12 protein-coding genes are annotated in these 16,856 nt (G+C 33.8%); 4 read left to right on the forward strand and 8 right to left on the reverse strand.

From position 1 onward, the window contains the following. Nucleotides 1–2 precede the first annotated feature (2 nt). Entirely contained in the window at nt 3–2,837 is a 2,835-nt protein-coding gene (locus A4F88_RS23325; RefSeq protein WP_317041613.1) for an outer membrane beta-barrel protein, read from the forward strand. Nucleotides 2,838–3,008: 171 nt separating this feature from the next. Here A4F88_RS23325 and A4F88_RS23330 read toward each other — a convergent pair whose 3' ends face one another. From A4F88_RS23330 to A4F88_RS23360, 7 genes are all read right to left on the reverse strand, one after another. After that, complete coding sequence (locus A4F88_RS23330) at nt 3,009–5,555, reverse strand: TonB-dependent receptor (RefSeq protein WP_068845298.1); 2,547 nt, start codon at nt 5,553–5,555, stop codon at nt 3,009–3,011. Between the two features lie 249 nt (nt 5,556–5,804). Continuing rightward, nucleotides 5,805–6,218: an RrF2 family transcriptional regulator gene (locus A4F88_RS23335; protein WP_041517419.1), complete on the reverse strand. Its 414-nt coding sequence runs from the start codon at nt 6,216–6,218 to the stop codon at nt 5,805–5,807. Nucleotides 6,219–6,302: 84 nt separating this feature from the next. Beyond that, nucleotides 6,303–7,136, reverse strand: coding sequence for a TPM domain-containing protein (locus tag A4F88_RS23340; RefSeq protein WP_068845300.1), 834 nt, complete (start codon nt 7,134–7,136; stop codon nt 6,303–6,305). 3 nt (nt 7,137–7,139) lie between these two features. Beyond that, nucleotides 7,140–7,577 carry a TPM domain-containing protein gene (locus A4F88_RS23345; protein WP_068845302.1) on the reverse strand — a complete coding sequence of 146 codons (438 nt, stop codon included), beginning with the start codon at nt 7,575–7,577 and terminating at the stop codon, nt 7,140–7,142. Between the two features lie 42 nt (nt 7,578–7,619). Beyond that, entirely contained in the window at nt 7,620–8,204 is a 585-nt protein-coding gene (locus A4F88_RS23350) for a LemA family protein (RefSeq protein WP_068845305.1), read from the reverse strand. Between the two features lie 33 nt (nt 8,205–8,237). Beyond that, nucleotides 8,238–8,570 (reverse strand): MerR family transcriptional regulator, encoded by a 333-nt coding sequence (locus A4F88_RS23355; RefSeq protein WP_041517414.1) that lies wholly within the window; start codon nt 8,568–8,570, stop codon nt 8,238–8,240. 48 nt (nt 8,571–8,618) lie between these two features. Then, entirely contained in the window at nt 8,619–9,596 is a 978-nt protein-coding gene (locus A4F88_RS23360; RefSeq protein WP_068845307.1) for a peptidoglycan DD-metalloendopeptidase family protein, read from the reverse strand. Nucleotides 9,597–9,852: 256 nt separating this feature from the next. Between A4F88_RS23360 and alaS the strand changes: the two genes are divergently transcribed. Then, nucleotides 9,853–12,483 (forward strand): alanine--tRNA ligase, encoded by a 2,631-nt coding sequence (gene alaS, locus A4F88_RS23365; protein ID WP_068845309.1) that lies wholly within the window; start codon nt 9,853–9,855, stop codon nt 12,481–12,483. A gap of 257 nt (nt 12,484–12,740) precedes the next feature. Here alaS and A4F88_RS23370 read toward each other — a convergent pair whose 3' ends face one another. Beyond that, a complete protein-coding gene (locus A4F88_RS23370; protein ID WP_068845311.1) occupies nt 12,741–14,486 on the reverse strand; it encodes an ABC transporter ATP-binding protein in 1,746 nt (581 codons plus the stop codon). 375 nt (nt 14,487–14,861) lie between these two features. Between A4F88_RS23370 and A4F88_RS23375 the strand changes: the two genes are divergently transcribed. Both A4F88_RS23375 and A4F88_RS23380 read left to right on the forward strand, forming a co-directional pair. After that, nucleotides 14,862–15,635, forward strand: a complete 774-nt coding sequence (locus tag A4F88_RS23375; protein ID WP_068845313.1) for a hypothetical protein — start codon at nt 14,862–14,864, stop codon at nt 15,633–15,635. A 106-nt stretch (nt 15,636–15,741) separates the two neighbouring features. Beyond that, nucleotides 15,742–16,713, forward strand: a complete 972-nt coding sequence (locus A4F88_RS23380) for a GSCFA domain-containing protein (RefSeq protein ID WP_068845315.1) — start codon at nt 15,742–15,744, stop codon at nt 16,711–16,713. Nucleotides 16,714–16,856 lie beyond the last annotated feature (143 nt).

Genomic DNA, 16,856 nt, shown 5'->3' on the forward strand with positions numbered 1-16,856 from the left:
GCATGCTATTTGAAATAAATGTTAAAACTACAATTAAACCTTTTGACTTTTTTGGAGTCTTAACACTACTAACTAACCATTTTATGACCAAAATTTATTATCTCTTAATTTTTTCCCTCTTTTGTTATACAGTAACTGCCCAGAACGATATTACGATCAAAGGAACTGTTGTTGATATTAATACACAATTGCCGCTTGAACTGGCTACAGTTTATTTTACTACAGTTAAAGATTCTACGGTAATTGAATATGCTACAACAGATAAAAACGGAGCATTTGTTATTAAAACTAAAAAATATGATAAACCTATTTTCCTGAAGGTAAATTATATGGGATATCAACCTTATTTTGAAGAAGAAAAAGGATTGCTGGAAAGCAAAGATTTTGGTAAATTATATTTACTTGAAAATGTAAATGCCTTAAAAGATGTTGTGATCAAAAGTGAAGCTCCGCCTATTACGATCAAAAAAGATACGCTGGAATTTAATGCCGCTTCGTATAAAGTGCGACCAGATTCTAATGTGGAGACTTTACTGAAACAATTACCGGGTTTTGATGTTGGTACTGATGGTAAAATTACGGTAAACGGGAGAGAGGTAAATCAGGTTTTGGTAAACGGAAAAACATTTTTTGATAAAGATGGTGCAATAGCATTAAAGAATCTTCCGGCAGAAATTATCAAAAAAATTCAGGTTTCGGATTTTAAAACAAAGAAGGAAGAGCTTTCTAAGCAAGAATCGACTTCAGATTATTCTAGTATCAATATCACCATTGATGAAAAGAAAAACAAAGGCTATTTCGGGAAAATACTAGGCGGTTATGGCTCTGACGAACGTTATGAAAGCAGTCTTTTGCTAAACTTTTTTAATAATAAACAAAAGATAAGTGTTTTGGCTTCATCTAATAATATTAATTCTACGGGTTTTGCACAAGATGAGGTATTTGATAATATGGGCGGCGGACGTAATAGTAAAGGCGGCAGCGGCAGTTCAGGCAGCGGAAAAGGAATTACGCAATCTAACTTAGTAGGGCTTAATTATTCTGACGACTGGACAAAGAAATTAATGGCAATGGGGAGCTATAATTTCTCAAATTCTGTTAATAATAATGATAGTAAATCGGATCAGATTAGTTTTTTGCCAACAGGAAATATTGCCACTTCATCTGATTCTAAAACAAGGAATGAAAGTACAGGAAATAATGTGAATTTTGAATTAGAGTATAAAATCGATCCTACAACACGATTAGTAATTTCACCAAAACTCAATCAGTCCCGTTCGAATAGTAATATGACTTCGTTCAGTTCTTCTGAAGATCAAAACGGAGAAGCGCTGAATGAAAGCAATGCAAAATCCTATTCAGAAAGTACAAATACCAGTTTTGGAAATACGATAAACTTTAATAAAGCTTTTCAGAAAAAGTCACGCAATTTTAGTCTTGTTTTTGATAATAGTAATACTAATACAGATGCTGAAGCATTAAATCTTTCTAAAACAATTTTTTATCAGGATAGTAAACCTAATGACGACAGAAATCAGAAAAGTATAAATAACAACAGTAGCGATACTTATTCACTCGATCTGGAATATACAGAACCTGTAACAGACTCTCTAAGAATTAGATTTGGATCTGATTTTGACTGGAGTAAAGAAATAAAAGATGTCAAAACATTTGATTTTGATACCGCTTCACAAACGTATTCAGATCTAAATGAAGGTTTAACGAATTATACTACTTCAAAACAAAATTCGTTTAGTCCAAAAGTTGGAATTACCTGGCAAAAAAGCAAATTTACAGTCAACTTAAATTCCAGAACAGCAATTGTTGAATTTGATAATCACTCATTGTATTTAAATAATGCTACAGACTTGAATAAAAGATATGCTTTGCCTTATGGAGATTTTCAGATACGATATAAGTTCAGCCGTTCTAAAAACTTGTCATTTAAATATGATTATTCAAATGCGCTTCCGTCTGCAGTTCAATTAATGCCAGTGCTGAATTTAACAAATCCATTAAACACGATAACAGGAAATCCTGATTTGAATCCTATTGAAAAAAACAGTGCTAACTTTAGTTTTAGAAATTACGATTTCCGTACACGTTCAGGTTATAGTTTGTATGTAAAAGGAGATTATTATAATAACGATGTGGTTTCGACTTCAATTTATGATGACAGCGGAAAAAGAACAACTACTTATGTGAATATATCAGGTACTTATACTACTTCGATTGACGGAAACTGGAATCAGTCTATAAAAAGGGATGCTCACGTGTTACGATATGGTTTTGGGCTAAACGGAAGTTATTCATCTGATAAAGGCTTTACCAATGCTGTTTTATATAACGCCAAATCAACAGCTGTAACACCAAAAGTAAATCTGACTTATGAATACGGAGATCTTTTAGTGATTTCGCCATCGTATAGCTTGTCCTATAATGAAACGAAGTATGAAAATGTTTCAAGAGATGCAACTTCAAATGTTGTGCATAGAATTAATTTGCAAACAACAAGTTACTGGCCTGCAAACTTAATTTTTGGAAATGATTTTGGATACACCTACAATTCCAGTATTTCGAGTAACTTTAAAAAAGATTTTTATTTATGGAATACCAGTTTGTCGTATGGTTTTTTTGATAAAAAGATCTATGCCAAAGTAAAGGTTTATGATGTTCTGAATCAGAATCAAAGTGCGACCAGAACCATATCGGCAACCTCAATTCGGGACGAAGAGAATACAGTATTAAAACGTTATGTTATGTTTTCTCTAAGTTATAAAATAGGAAATTTTGCAGGTGCAGAAAAAGGAGGAAAGAGAAGGCAGAGAATGGAGTAGAAAAAGGTTCAAAGGAACAGAGGTTCAAAGTTTCAAAGGTTTTAGATAGAGATGCAAAGCAATGCGTGTTTTATCCCTGTATATTTTTTAGGATTCAGAGAAATCTAAAATAAAAAACGAGATAGGTTTTTAAATCTATCTCGTTTTATGTATTTAAAATTAACTAATTGTTTACAATGAATATTTCAAAGTAATTCCATAAGTTCTTTGATCACCAATAACTCCTGCATATTGTCCTGCATTTCCACCAGCAGGCAATAATTGCTCATAATAATCTTTGTTTAAAAGGTTACGACCCCAGAAATGAACAGACAATCCTTCTGATGCACGGAAACCTAAACGAGCATTAAAAATAGCATATCCAGGAACAACTAAGTATTTTGAAGCCGAAGGGCTTGAAGAGAATTCAGAACGTGCATACGAATCCAGGGCTACAAAAACTTTTCCTTTATTACCAAAGAATCTGGCATTGTTAGAAAGTTCCCCACCTAAAGATCCTGCCCATTTTGAAGCACCAGGCAATTCAGTTCCCGAAACATCTTTAAAAGCTACCGGAGCTCCTGTTTCTTCTAACGGAAGTGGAGCATTAGTAAATTTAACATATTTACCATCTGTATAAGTTGCAGCACCATTTATAGTTAAGTGCTGGCTTATTACAAAACTTGCATCCAATTCAGCACCTCTTACACGAACCTTGTCAGCGTTGGCCAAATATCCACGATTTACACCCAATTCAGCAGCCTGAACGTTTGTTTGGAAATCTTTAATATCGGTGTTAAAGAAAGTAAGGTTAAAAACAGAGTTCTTAAAAGGAGAAGTTTTTACACCTACTTCGTAATGATTTACTTTTTCCGGTTTAATTACTGCAAGATCAAGAAGCGGAGCACCTTTTGCATCTGTTGGAAGTCCTGCTACATTTACCCCAACCGGCTTGTAACTTTTAGCATAAGTAGCATAAGCATTGATTTTGTCTGAAACTTTATAAGTTAGTGTTAAGTTTCCGGAAAAATCAGTATTATCTGTGCTGGAATCAAATGCCTGATCAGAATAAACCAGTTTCTTTAAAGCCAATAACTGCGGATCAGTAGTTTGTAGACCACCGTATGTGGTACGGGCATAGTGCGCGTCTTTTTTATCAAAATTATATCTTAAACCCGGTAAAATATGAAAACGATCTGTAATAGCCCAGTCAATCTGACCAAATACTGCTGCACTTGAAGATCTGATGTTAGCATCAGTTTTGATTCCGTATCCTTCAAAAAGACCCGGAGTTTTCCATAAGTTACTAGTTGTACTTTGAGAGAACCTCCATTGTGCATTACCGGATTCCTCAGTTCCGTTTGTTTGTGAGGTTTGATCGATAAAGAATGCACCCACAACACCGCTTATTTTAGATGTAAGCTGACCTGCGTAACGTACTTCCTGAGTAAATTGTGTTTGTCTAGTTGGATTTTGTGATTTAGCCAATACCTGTAATCCTGTAAAATCTCTGTCATTTGACGGATCCCAGTTCCAAAAACGCCATGCTGTAGTTGAGGTAAGGGTTCCAGCTCCAATTTTAGTATCAATATTAAGAGAAAGACCTCCCATATCTTGTCCCGAACGCCATGGTGTATCATGATCAATTTTGCGGTCAAAAGCATTTAAACTTGGTAATTGGTAGTTTAAATCTTTTATAATGGCATCAAACTGACGATAAGCAGCTCTTTGAGTAGGAGCAACACCGGCAACTACCTGTGCATATCCGTCAGGACGTTGTGTCGTAATGTCTCCGGCTAAAATGATATTTGTATTTACTGTAGGAGTCCAAAGCAATTGACCTCTAATTCCCTGATTGTTTAACGTATTTGTAGGCCTTCCTGTTGCAACATTGTCAATTAAACCATCGCGTTGTGTACCAGAAAAGGATAAACGACCTGCTACTTTTTTGCCCAAAGCTCCTGTAACCGATGCTTTAGCCTGTAGAAAATTATAATTTCCGTAACTCACTTCAAAATCTGCTCCTGAAGTAAAGCTTGGTTTGCGTGTCGTAATATTGAAGGCTCCGGAAGTGGTGTTTTTACCAAACAATGATCCTTGTGGTCCTCTTAAAACCTCAATTTGTTCCACATCGATAAAATCAAGAGTTGTGGCAGCCGGGCGGGCATAATAAACACCATCCACATAAAAACCAACGCCAGGATCGATTCCGTCATTTGTAAGTCCAAAAGGAGAACCAAGACTACGGATATTTATTCCGGTATTTCTGGGATTTGAAGAATAAAGCTGTACTGATGGAACTAATTCTTTAATACGGTTAACGTTAAAAGCTCCTGTTTGCTCAGCTTGTTTACCTGTAATTACTGATATGGCAATAGGCACATCCTGTACTTTTTCTATTCTTCGTCTTGAAGAAACAACAACTTCAATAAGTTCATTTTCTTCTTTTATCGTTACCTGCAACGGAGCTGTTGGCAAATCAGTAAGTTCAATCTCTGTAGTTTTATATCCTACATATTGAATTAATAGTGTCAGAGGAAGTTTTCCTCTGCTGTCAATGGTAAATTTTCCATTGGCATCTGTAGTAGTGTTAGAAGTTGTTCCTTTAACGATAACATTAGCAGCTTCTAACGGAATGTTTTCACTTGTTTTAACTACACCTTCAACGTTTTGTGCAAATGATAATGAGAAAGTTAAAATAGATAGTATTGTAAGTATATTTTTTATCGAATTTTTCATTTTTATATTAAGTATATGTGATTAGTAGAATTTAAATTAAATTTTTTTTACCAGCACATACACATCATAGAAGAATTGTTTTTCACAGTGGTGAATTGACTATTTTGATTTTTTTGCAAAAGATTTTTTGGCACACCTGATCGATTGTAATTTACTTTCATATTGGTTAAAATTTGTAAATTGGTTTGTTGATTTTTTTGCAAATATATGTAAATTCTATAGATTTACTAGGAATTAAGAAATATTTTTTTATTTCTTTACTAGTGAGGCGATTGTAATGCCTTGCATTGCTTTAAGAGTTTCATCACGGATGATCATTAGACCGTGTCTTAAGCTGCATTCTTCCTCGGTTTTGCAATCTGAACATGGTTCGTAAAAGTTTAACGAAGCACATGGTAAAAGCGCAATTGCACCATCAAATAAACGGTGAATTTCTGCTAAAGTAATGTCATTTTTGGAGCGTATCAGATAATATCCGCCAAATTTTCCCTGCTTACTGCTCACAAAACGTCCTCGTTTTAGATCCAATAAAATTTGCTCTAAAAACTTTTTAGGAATATTGGCGCCATCAGCAATTTCTATTGTTCTTGAAATGTGATTTTCGTCCTGTTCTGCTAAATAAAGTAAGGCCTTAAGGGCGTATTTTGCTTTATGTGATAACATCTATATTGAATTATAAATTGTAAAATTATGAATGATAAATTTAAACTAAATTTTTTAGTACAAACCCGAAACCTGAAATAAAAGTTACCAGCCTCCGCTAGAACCTCCTCCGGAGAATCCTCCTCCGCCAAAACCACCACCGAAGCCTCCGCCTCCGCCAAAACCACCTCCTGATGATCCGCCGCCGAAACCTCCAAAACCTCCGCTGCCGCTTCGTCCAAGGCTGCTTAAAATAATAGCATCAAGAAGACTAGGGCCTCCGCCATTACTGCCTGAGTTTCCACCGCCGCCTCTTTTGTTTCGCGACAGTAAAATTAATACAATTACAACAATTATAATAAACGGAATTATTGGGAAATCATTTCCTTTATTTTGTTTGCGTTCTCCCTTGAATTTTCCTTTAAAAACATCAATTATGGCATCTGTTCCTTTGTCAAGGCCATTATAAAAACTTCCTGCTTTAAATTCCGGAATAATGATGTTTCTAATGATGGTTCCGCCAATTCCGGCAGTCAAACGATCTTCAAGACCATATCCGGGATTAATAGCGATTTTTTTCTCATTTTTTGCCAGTAAAATAATAACTCCGTTATCATCTTTCGCAGTTCCGCCAATTCCCCAGGTTTGCCCCCATCTTGTAGCCAGTTGGCTAACATCTTCACCTTTTAAACTTTCAATTGTAATAACTACAATCTGAGTAGTGGTAGAATCTGAATAACGAATTAATTTTTCTTCTAATTGTGATTTTTCAGAGACACTTAAAATATTTGCATAATCATAAACTGAAGTTTGCTTTTCAGGTATTTTAGGAATATCAAATTGTGCAAAAATACAAGTAGTGGTAAAAAAGGTTATTAAGAGAAAGGCTAATTGAAAAAGTCCTTTTGAGTATGATGTTTTGTTTTGGGAGATCTTCATTATTTATCCTTTTGAGATTTCGTTTGATAATTCGTTAGTATCTCCTTCAAACGAAGGAAAGTATTTCTTTAATTGTTCGCCGGCATTTAAAACCCCGTCAACAATTCCTTGCTTGAAATTCCCTGATTTAAAATGATTTACCATAATGTCTTTGGTACAATCCCAAAAATCATCCGTTACAAGATCATTAATGCCTTTATCTCCACAGATGGCAAAGCCTTTATCTGCAACAGCAAAGTAAAATAAAACCCCGTTTTTTAAATGGGTTTCATTCATTCTTAATTGATGAAAAACTTCTAAAGCTCTGTCAAAATGAGCTTTAGAAGATGTTTTTTCTATATGTACTCTTATTTCGCCAGAAGTATTTTCTTCAGCCACGCGAATAGCTTCAACAATTTCCTGCTCTTCTTCTTTGGTTAAAAAATCTTCTACTTTTGACATGGGAAAAATTTTAGAGTTTAAATTTTAGATGGTTCTAAATCTTTAGAATTTTACTTCAACTGGTTTATCAGCACCTGTAACAGCTTCGAAGTATGGTTTCTCTTTGTAATCTCCTAAGAACCATTTGTTAGGAATAGATAAAATGTATCCGTTATATACTTGTACAGCTTCGTTAAAACGGGTTCTGGCTGTTAGAATCTGGTTTTCTGTACTAGCCAATTCATCTTGCAATTTCAGGAAGTTTTCGTTTGCTTTTAGAGTTGGATATTGCTCAACAGAAACTAACAATCTTGATAAAGATGAAGATACACCGCTTTGAGCCTGGTTAAACTGTGCTAATTGCTCTGGAGTTACATTGCTTGGGTCAATTGTTACCGAAGTAGCTTTTGCACGAGCCTCAATAACTGCTGTTAAAGTCGATTTTTCGAAATCAGCGGCACCTTTTACCGTATTAACTAAGTTTCCAATAAGGTCATTACGTCTTTGGTAAGCCGTTTGTACATTTCCCCATTCTTTATTAACAGCCTGACTGTGTTGTAGAGCCGTATTTTTAATTCCAATGGACCAAAAAGCGATAATAGCGATTAGTACAACAATAATTCCTACGGGGATTAACCATTTTTTCATATCAGTTTTGATTTAAGTTTGTTTTTAATAATACTATAATTCGTTTTTAATTTCGTTTAATTGTGTTTTTATCGTCTCTAATTTACGTATTATTTCGAATTTATCTAATGTTTTCTTTTGTCCTTCCTTCAAATGTATTTTCGCACCTTCGAGTGTAAAACCTCTTTCTTTGACCAAATGATAAATTAGCTGTAAATTAGTGATATCATCAGGCGTAAACATTCTGTTGCCTTTGGCATTTTTTTTAGGTTTTAAAATGTCAAATTCACTATCCCAAAACCGAATCAATGATGCATTGACATTAAAAGCTTTGGCAACTTCGCCAATACTATAATATCTTTTATCCTTTGAAAGTTCAATATGCATGATTTTTAATTTTCTGTTTTAATTTCAAAAATACGACTTTTTGAAATATTAATCTAATGATTGGTTTTCCTGATTTGCCATTTGCGAAATTGCCACATATTCTACAGCCGAAATATTTCCGTAATAAAAGTTTAAAGGATTTACAACTTTACCGTCTTTGTGTACTTCGTAATGACAATGCGGACCTTCGGATCTTCCGGTGCTTCCCACATATCCAATAACATCACCACGTTTTACATGCTGTCCGGCTCTGCAATTGTATTTGCTTAAATGAGCATAAAGGCTTTCGTATCCAAAACCATGCCTTATTACCACGTGATTTCCAAATCCCGAAGCCGAGTTATCGGCTCTTTCAACAACCCCATCACCAGTGGCGTAAACAGGTGTGCCGGTATTGGCTGTAAAATCCATTCCGTTGTGCATTTTACGGACTTTTGTAAAAGGGTCAATTCTATAACCAAAACCGGAAGCCATTCGTTTTAAATTCTCGTTTCGAACAGGCTGAATTGCCGGAATCGCTAGTAATAAATTGCCTTTTGTGCTCGCCAGTTTCAGTATTTCATCTAATGATTTAGATTGAATTGCTAATTCTTTTGATAATCTGTCAATTCTTTTTGTGGTATTTAAAACCAGTTGCGAATTGTTGTAACCTTCTAAATCTTTATAACGTTTGGGATTTCTAAAACCTGCTTTTCGTATAGAATCCGGGATTTCGGTTTTATTAAAATAAACCCTGTATATATTATTGTCTCTTTCTTCCAGCGATTCTGTCACATCATCAATTTCGTCCATTTTTTTGTTCAAAATGGCGTATTGTAGTTTCAGGTTTTCAATTTCCCTCGCCTGTAAACGATCTTTTGGAGTTTCAAAATAAGGAGTGTTGATTAAAAGTACAAATACTAAAAATCCAAATAGTGCTGAAGCCAGCAAAAACAATAACGCGTAACCAATTTTGATCCTTTTTCTGGTTTTTATTTTCGTATAAGCCAGATTTTCTGAGTCGTAATAATATTTTACTTTCGCCATATTTTAAAATACCCTATTTTTGCAGCTTGTAAAATAGTTTGTCGAACAAATTTAATAAATGTTTCAGTTGTTCGAGGCTTTTTTTCAAGAATTAAACAAATTAGATAATGTGTCAATTTGATAATTAGATAATGTATTAAACACGAAATTTATTGTTATGAATTTTAAGTTTTTTAATTAAAAAGATCTAATGGCCACATTTTCACATGAATGAATTATCTAATTAAAACATTATCATATTATCTCATTATAAAACATGAAATCACAAGACGTACGTAAACAATTTTTAGATTTTTTTGAGAGTAAAGGACATACCATTGTTCCTTCGGCTCCTATTGTACTTAAAGACGATCCAACCTTAATGTTCAATAACTCGGGAATGGCCCAGTTTAAAGAATATTTTTTAGGTAACGGAACGCCAAAAAGTCCAAGAATAGCCGACACGCAAAAATGTCTTCGTGTTTCAGGAAAACATAATGATCTTGAAGAGGTGGGGATTGATACTTATCACCATACTATGTTTGAGATGTTAGGAAACTGGTCTTTTGGAGATTACTTCAAAAAAGAAGCAATCAACTGGGCTTGGGAATTATTGACAGAAGTATACAAAATACCAAAAGAAAATCTTTATGTTTCTGTTTTTGAGGGAAGTAAAGAGGATAATGTTCCGTTTGATCAGGAAGCCTGGGATATCTGGAAAGAATTGATTGATGAAGACCGAATTATTCTTGGAAATAAAAAAGATAACTTCTGGGAAATGGGAGATCAGGGACCATGCGGACCTTGTTCTGAAATTCATGTTGATTTACGTACTCCGGAAGAAAAAGCGCTAGTTTCAGGAAAAAGTCTGGTAAATAACGATCATCCGCAAGTAGTTGAAATCTGGAATAATGTATTTATGGAATTCAATCGTAAGGCTGATGGTTCTCTTGAAAAACTTCCTGCACAACACGTAGATACCGGAATGGGATTTGAGCGTTTGTGTATGGCATTACAAGGAAAAACATCAAATTATGATACTGATGTTTTCATGCCTTTAATTAGAGAAATTGAAACGATTACAGGAGCGAAATATACCGTAAAAGCATCAAACGAAGCCGAAGATAAAGTAAATATCGCAATTCGTGTTATTGCAGATCACGTTCGTGCAGTTGCCTTTGCTATTGCAGATGGGCAGTTACCATCCAACACAGGAGCAGGATATGTAATTCGTAGAATTTTACGTCGTGCTATTCGTTACGGATTTACATTCTTAGGTACAAAAGAGCCTTTTATTTATAAATTGGTTGAAACTTTGAGTGAACAAATGGGAGATTCTTTCCCGGAAATCAGAACTCAAAAAGCACTTTGTTCAAATGTAATTCGTGAAGAAGAAAACTCTTTCTTACGTACATTAGATCAGGGATTAATTCTTTTGGATGCTGTAATTTTAAATAACCAAGGAGATACAATCGATGGTAAAAAAGCTTTTGAATTGTATGATACTTATGGATTTCCAATCGATTTAACAGCTTTGATTCTTTCTGAAAAAGGATTGAAATTAGATGAAGCTGGATTCCAGGAACAATTGCAATTGCAAAAAGAAAGATCTCGTGCTGCATCAAAAGTAACAGCTGGAGACTGGAATGTAATTGTAGAAGATGATATTCAGGAATTTGTTGGTTATGACAGATTATCACAACAAGTAAAAATCACTAAATACCGAAGAGTTGACAGTGTAAAAGATGGTGAAATTTATCAGTTAGTTTTCAATGCGACTCCATTTTACGGAGAAAGTGGAGGGCAAACGGGGGACAAAGGATATTTAGAATCTCAAAACGGAGATATTATTTATATCATTGATACTAAAAAAGAAAACAACCAAACGATACATTTAACACAATCGTTGCCAGAAAATATTACAGCAACTTTTAATGCTGTTGTTGATGCGAATCAAAGAGCTAAAACTTCGTCAAATCACTCGGCTACGCATTTATTGCACCAAGGTTTACGTAAGATTTTAGGAACTCATATTGAGCAAAAAGGATCTATGGTTCGTAATGCTTCATTGCGTTTTGACTTCTCGCACTTCTCTAAGGTTACAGATGAGGAGTTATTAGAAGTGGAAAACTTTGTAAATGCAAGAATCCGCGAAAGTTTACCATTAATCGAAAAAAGAGCCATTCCAAAAGAACAGGCTTTAGAAGATGGAGCAATTGCTTTGTTTGGAGAAAAATATGGTGATTTGGTACGTACAATTAAGTTTGGAGATTCTGTTGAGTTATGCGGAGGAACACATGTTGCCAATACATCTGACATCTGGCATTTTAAAATAGTTTCTGAAGGTGCTGTTGCATCCGGAATCAGAAGAATTGAAGCAATTACGAGTGAAGCTGCAAAAGAATATTTTGAGACACAAGCTGTTTCTTTAAATGAAATTAAAGAAGCGCTGAAAAATGCTCAGGATCCTGTAAAAGCAATTCAGTCATTACAAGATGAAAACGCTCAGCTAAAGAAACAATTAGAAGTTTTATTGAAAGATAAAGCTAAGAATATGAAAGGTGATTTAGCTAAAGAACTACAGGAAATTAACGGAGTTCAGTTTTTAGCAAAACAAGTTGACCTGAATCCGGAAGGAGCAAAAGATTTAGCTTATGAATTAGGTAATTCTTATCATAATTTATTCATTGTTTTTGCAACTGCTCATGAAGGTAAACCAATGTTAACGTGTTATATTTCTAAAGAAATTGTAGCAGAGAAAAACCTAAACGCAGGACAAGTAGTTCGTGAATTAGGGAAATATATCCAAGGTGGTGGAGGAGGTCAGCCTTTCTTCGCAACTGCAGGAGGTAAAAATGTTGACGGAATTGCTGAGGCACTTACTAAAGCAGTAGATTTCGTTAAATAAAGATTCTAAGATACTAAGGAACTAAGGTTCTAAGTTTTTTATAAAAGTAAACCCGACAAGTTTTTGAAACCTGTCGGGTTTTGTTTTTATAGTATTTTTTTCATTTTATGTCATTTCGACGAAGGAGAAATCTCCACAACAAGAGTCCAATCTTTGTCGAGCTTCTTACGAAGATTTCTCCTTCGTCGAAATGACAACAAAATCTGTATAGAATAACTTAGAACCTTAGTTCCTTAGAATCTTAGCATCTAAAAAAACTATTTACGCTCTCCAATCTGCTGGCGCCACATAGCATAATACAATCCTTTTTCAACAATCAGATCATCATGTTTTCCTTGCTCAATGATTTTACCTTGTTCTAAAACAAATATTCTGTCAGCGTGCATCACAGTAGATAAACGGTGAGCAATTAAAACGGTGATTCTGTTTTTGTCAGATATGTTTCTGATGGTTGCGTTTATTTCTTCTTCAGTAATAGAGTCCAAAGCAGAAGTTGCTTCGTCAAAAATTAATAAATTCGGATTTCTAAGAATAGCACGGGCAATAGATAAACGTTGTTTTTCTCCGCCGGAAACTTTGATTCCGCCTTCACCAATAGTAGTATTTAATCCATCTTCAGCACGTCTTAATAGTTTATCACAGCTGGCTCTTTTTAAAGCATCGTATAAGTCTTCATCGGTGGCATTAGGTTTTACAAACAATAAGTTTTCCCGAATTGTTCCGGAGAATAACTGCGCATCCTGCGTAACAAAACCTAATTGTTTTCTAAGATCAAGTAAGTCAATTTCGGTAGAATCAATATCATTGTAAAGTACTTCACCTTCAGCGGGAGTATATAAACCAACCAATAATTTTACAAGAGTTGTTTTTCCTGAACCTGACGGGCCAACAAATGCAACGGTTTGACCTTGTTTAATTTCGAAATTGATATTTTCAACAGCCTTGAATTTAGCTGTTTTGTGTTGGAAACTTACATTCGAAAACAATAAGGACTTAATTGCACCAACATGTTTTGGGTTTTTCGGACGAAACTCTTTTGGAGCACTCAATAATGTTTTAAAGTTTTCCATAGAAACTTTAGTCTCATTCAATGCGATAATGAAATTTCCAAGTTCCTGAAGCGGACCAAAAATAAAGAATGTAAAAAATACCATTGTTAGTAAATCACCCACAATAATTTTTCCTCCAAATAAGAAATAATATAAAGTAAAAACTACACAGGTTCTTAAAAAGTGAACGGTTGTTCCCTGAATAAAACTTAAACTTCTGATAAAACGAATTTTTTCCAGTTCGAGCTGAAGGATTTTAAACGTATTTAAGTTCAGACGTTTTTCTTCCTGATAGGTTAGTCCAAGACTTTTTACAAGTTCAATGTTTCTTAAACTTTCAGTTGTTGAACCTGCTAAAGCATTTGTTTGGTTCACAATTTTTTTTGAAACAATTTTGATCTTTTTTCCCAAATACGAACTTACCAATGCAATGATAGGAGCTGTAATTAAAAAAATAATCGAAATACGATAATCAATTCGGGCAACATATACAATTACGAAAATGAACCCGATAATAGTTTGAAAAATCAAAGAAATAGAAAGCGTAATTAATTTTTCTGAATCAGAACGCACTTTGGTCAATTTGCTTAAAGTTTCACCGCTTCGCTGATCTTCAAATTCGGCATAAGGTAAATCAAGCGATTTTTTAATTCCGTCTGTATACATTTGCGCTCCGGTACGCTGAATCACAACATTGGTGAAATAATCCTGAAAGTTCTTGGTTATTCTGGAAATCATAGCAGCGCCAAGCGAAAGCCCAAGCCAGAAAGATAAAGATTTAATAAAACCAGCTGCATTTCCTTCATATTTATGCAAGCCAACGCCGCAATCCTGCATTAATTTACCGGTAATAATAGAGTCAGATAAGCTGAAACAGATGTTGATAGAAGCCATAATCAAAGCAAAAAACAAGAGCATTTTATGTTTGATTATATAAGAATATAATAATTTCATAGAGTATTTAAAAAAGTGGAAGATGCAAAAGTAAGCAATTGTTTTAGTTTGTAGAGATGCTTTTTGTTATTAAAAATGTAATTTTTTTTATAGCTGAAATAACTAGTACGCTTTTTTTAAAGTCTTGAATGTTTTAATTATTTATGAAACATATTTTTTAATACCGGAGTAATAGAAAAGTAAGAAAAAACGATGTATTTGTATGGTGCTTTACTTTTTAATAATTTTTTTTACTCTAAGTGCTTTTCTATATTGTTTATTGTTAGTGTATTAATAGACGCTTAATTATTCATGTGTTCTTTGATGTGGAATCCCGTAAGGTTTTGGTTTTGGCTTGTATTACGTTTGCACCAATAACAAATTTAACCAATAAAAATGAAAAAAATTTTATGCCTTTTTAGCGCTTTATCAATGGTGCTGATTTCTTCTTGTTCAAGTGATGATTCAACAAATGTTGCATCTGAAACATTATTACCAAAAAAAATTGTTGAAACAACTGTTGAAAATGGAAAGTCAGGCAGTATTACTTATACATTAACTTACGATGGCAATAAGTTGAAAGAAATTGCACTTTCAGATGCTTCAAAATCAGTTTATACTTATACAGGAGATGTTATCACCAAAGTTGAGTTATTTAAATCCGGGGTGTTACAATATACTGATGTTTATGCATATGAAGGAGGTAAATTAGCTTCTAAAATTACATCTAGTGCTTTTGGTTCTTCTCAGGAAAAATTAACTTTCGTTTACAATGCAAACGGGACAGTTAACGCAAATGAGTCTGAAATAATCAACAAAGTAGAAGTTAAATACGATACAACTACTCTTTACACTTTTGCAAATGGTAATATGGTTTCTTCAGAATATATCAATGGAGAAAGAGAAAAAATCACAAGTACATTTGATGATAAAAAGAGCCCTTTTACTAATATAACAGGAGTGAAATTTTTGTTGGATTTAGATAATAATTTTGATTTTGCTTCAGTAAATAATACAGTAAAAAACGTTACAGTAACTTATGATAATAAAGGTACGGTAGTTCAAACTGTAACTGAAACAAATACAAATAAATATAATGGCAATAATTTCCTTACTGAAGTATTTGCCGGAGATGCTAAAGATTCTTTCAAATTAGAGATTACTTATTAATTAGTTTTTAATACAATGATCAATCCCCAATCATCAATTATTGATGTTGGGGATTTTTTTTGATCTTTAAATGAGTTTTAAGATGTATTTTTGAATAAAAAAAGACATGCAGTTCAGAACCCAAATACCGATTTTTAAAACCAATAATCCAATCGATTATAATTCGAAGATCATTTCTCTTGGTTCTTGTTTTGCAGAAAATATGGCAGAGAAATTCGATTATTTTAAATTTCAGAATGAAACCAATCCGTTTGGGATTATTTTTAATCCGGTTTCAATTGAAAAAGTAATTCAAAGAGTTATTACGCAGGAATTTTTTACTGAAAAAGATGTTTTTTTTCATAACGAACGCTGGCATAGTTTTGAAGTACATTCGGATTTAAGCAATTCAGACCGACAGGAATTACTCGAAACGCTTAATAAAGCGATCACAGAAACAAATAAGCAAATAAAAGAAGCTACGCATATTATCATCACATTTGGAACTTCCTGGATTTATCGAAATATCGAAAGTGAGCAGATTGTTGCCAATTGCCATAAAGTGCCTCAAAAGCAATTTTCAAAAGAACTATTACCTGTTAATGTGATTGAAAAAAGCATTCAGAACACAATTGATTTGATTGAGCGTTTAAACCCAAACATAAATTTTATTTTTACCATTTCTCCTGTTCGCCATATCAAAGATGGTTTTGCAGAAAATCAATTGAGTAAATCACATTTGTTTACCGCTGTTCATTCTGTTTTAAGCAATTGTCATCCTCAGCAAAGTCAAAGGCTTTCAACGATTGAATACTTTCCGTCATACGAAATCATGATGGATGAACTTCGGGATTATCGTTTTTATGCCGAAGATATGCTGCATCCCAATCAAATTGCGATCGATTATATCTGGAAGCTTTTCAGCGAAAATTATGTTAGTGAAACCAGTATTCTGACCATGCAGGAAATTTCAGAAATTCAAAAAAGCCTGCGTCATCGAAGCTTTAATCCGGAATCTGAGCAACATCAAAAATTCTTAGCCAAACTTCAGGAGAAGATAAAAGGTGTTGAAAAAAAATGGTCACACATCAGGTTTTAAAGCCGCAATTTTTACAAAACTACCTTATGTTTTAAAGAAAGAATTTGCACTTTAATGTATTTGCAACTAAATTTAAAAGTAAGAAAATAATTATTTGTCCATAAAATTTTAGAATAATTGCGCGTAATTATGTAAATTGTTAA

The sequence above is a fragment of the Flavobacterium chilense genome, assembly GCF_001602525.1.
In the GTDB taxonomy this organism is placed as follows: domain Bacteria; phylum Bacteroidota; class Bacteroidia; order Flavobacteriales; family Flavobacteriaceae; genus Flavobacterium; species Flavobacterium chilense.

What these genes read in the sequence shown, in the direction of transcription:
- A4F88_RS23335 (WP_041517419.1), bottom strand. Translation starts at nt 6,218, where the DNA reads ATGTTATCACATAAAGCAAAATACGCCCTTAAGGCCTTACTTTATTTA.
- A4F88_RS23355 (WP_041517414.1), bottom strand. Translation starts at nt 8,570, where the DNA reads ATGCATATTGAACTTTCAAAGGATAAAAGATATTATAGTATTGGCGAA.
- A4F88_RS23380 (WP_068845315.1), top strand. Translation starts at nt 15,742, where the DNA reads ATGCAGTTCAGAACCCAAATACCGATTTTTAAAACCAATAATCCAATC.
- alaS (WP_068845309.1), top strand. Translation starts at nt 9,853, where the DNA reads ATGAAATCACAAGACGTACGTAAACAATTTTTAGATTTTTTTGAGAGT.
- A4F88_RS23350 (WP_068845305.1), bottom strand. Translation starts at nt 8,204, where the DNA reads ATGAAAAAATGGTTAATCCCCGTAGGAATTATTGTTGTACTAATCGCT.
- A4F88_RS23370 (WP_068845311.1), bottom strand. Translation starts at nt 14,486, where the DNA reads ATGAAATTATTATATTCTTATATAATCAAACATAAAATGCTCTTGTTT.
- A4F88_RS23325 (WP_317041613.1), top strand. Translation starts at nt 3, where the DNA reads ATGCTATTTGAAATAAATGTTAAAACTACAATTAAACCTTTTGACTTT.
- A4F88_RS23345 (WP_068845302.1), bottom strand. Translation starts at nt 7,577, where the DNA reads ATGTCAAAAGTAGAAGATTTTTTAACCAAAGAAGAAGAGCAGGAAATT.
- A4F88_RS23360 (WP_068845307.1), bottom strand. Translation starts at nt 9,596, where the DNA reads ATGGCGAAAGTAAAATATTATTACGACTCAGAAAATCTGGCTTATACG.
- A4F88_RS23375 (WP_068845313.1), top strand. Translation starts at nt 14,862, where the DNA reads ATGAAAAAAATTTTATGCCTTTTTAGCGCTTTATCAATGGTGCTGATT.
- A4F88_RS23330 (WP_068845298.1), bottom strand. Translation starts at nt 5,555, where the DNA reads ATGAAAAATTCGATAAAAAATATACTTACAATACTATCTATTTTAACT.
- A4F88_RS23340 (WP_068845300.1), bottom strand. Translation starts at nt 7,136, where the DNA reads ATGAAGATCTCCCAAAACAAAACATCATACTCAAAAGGACTTTTTCAA.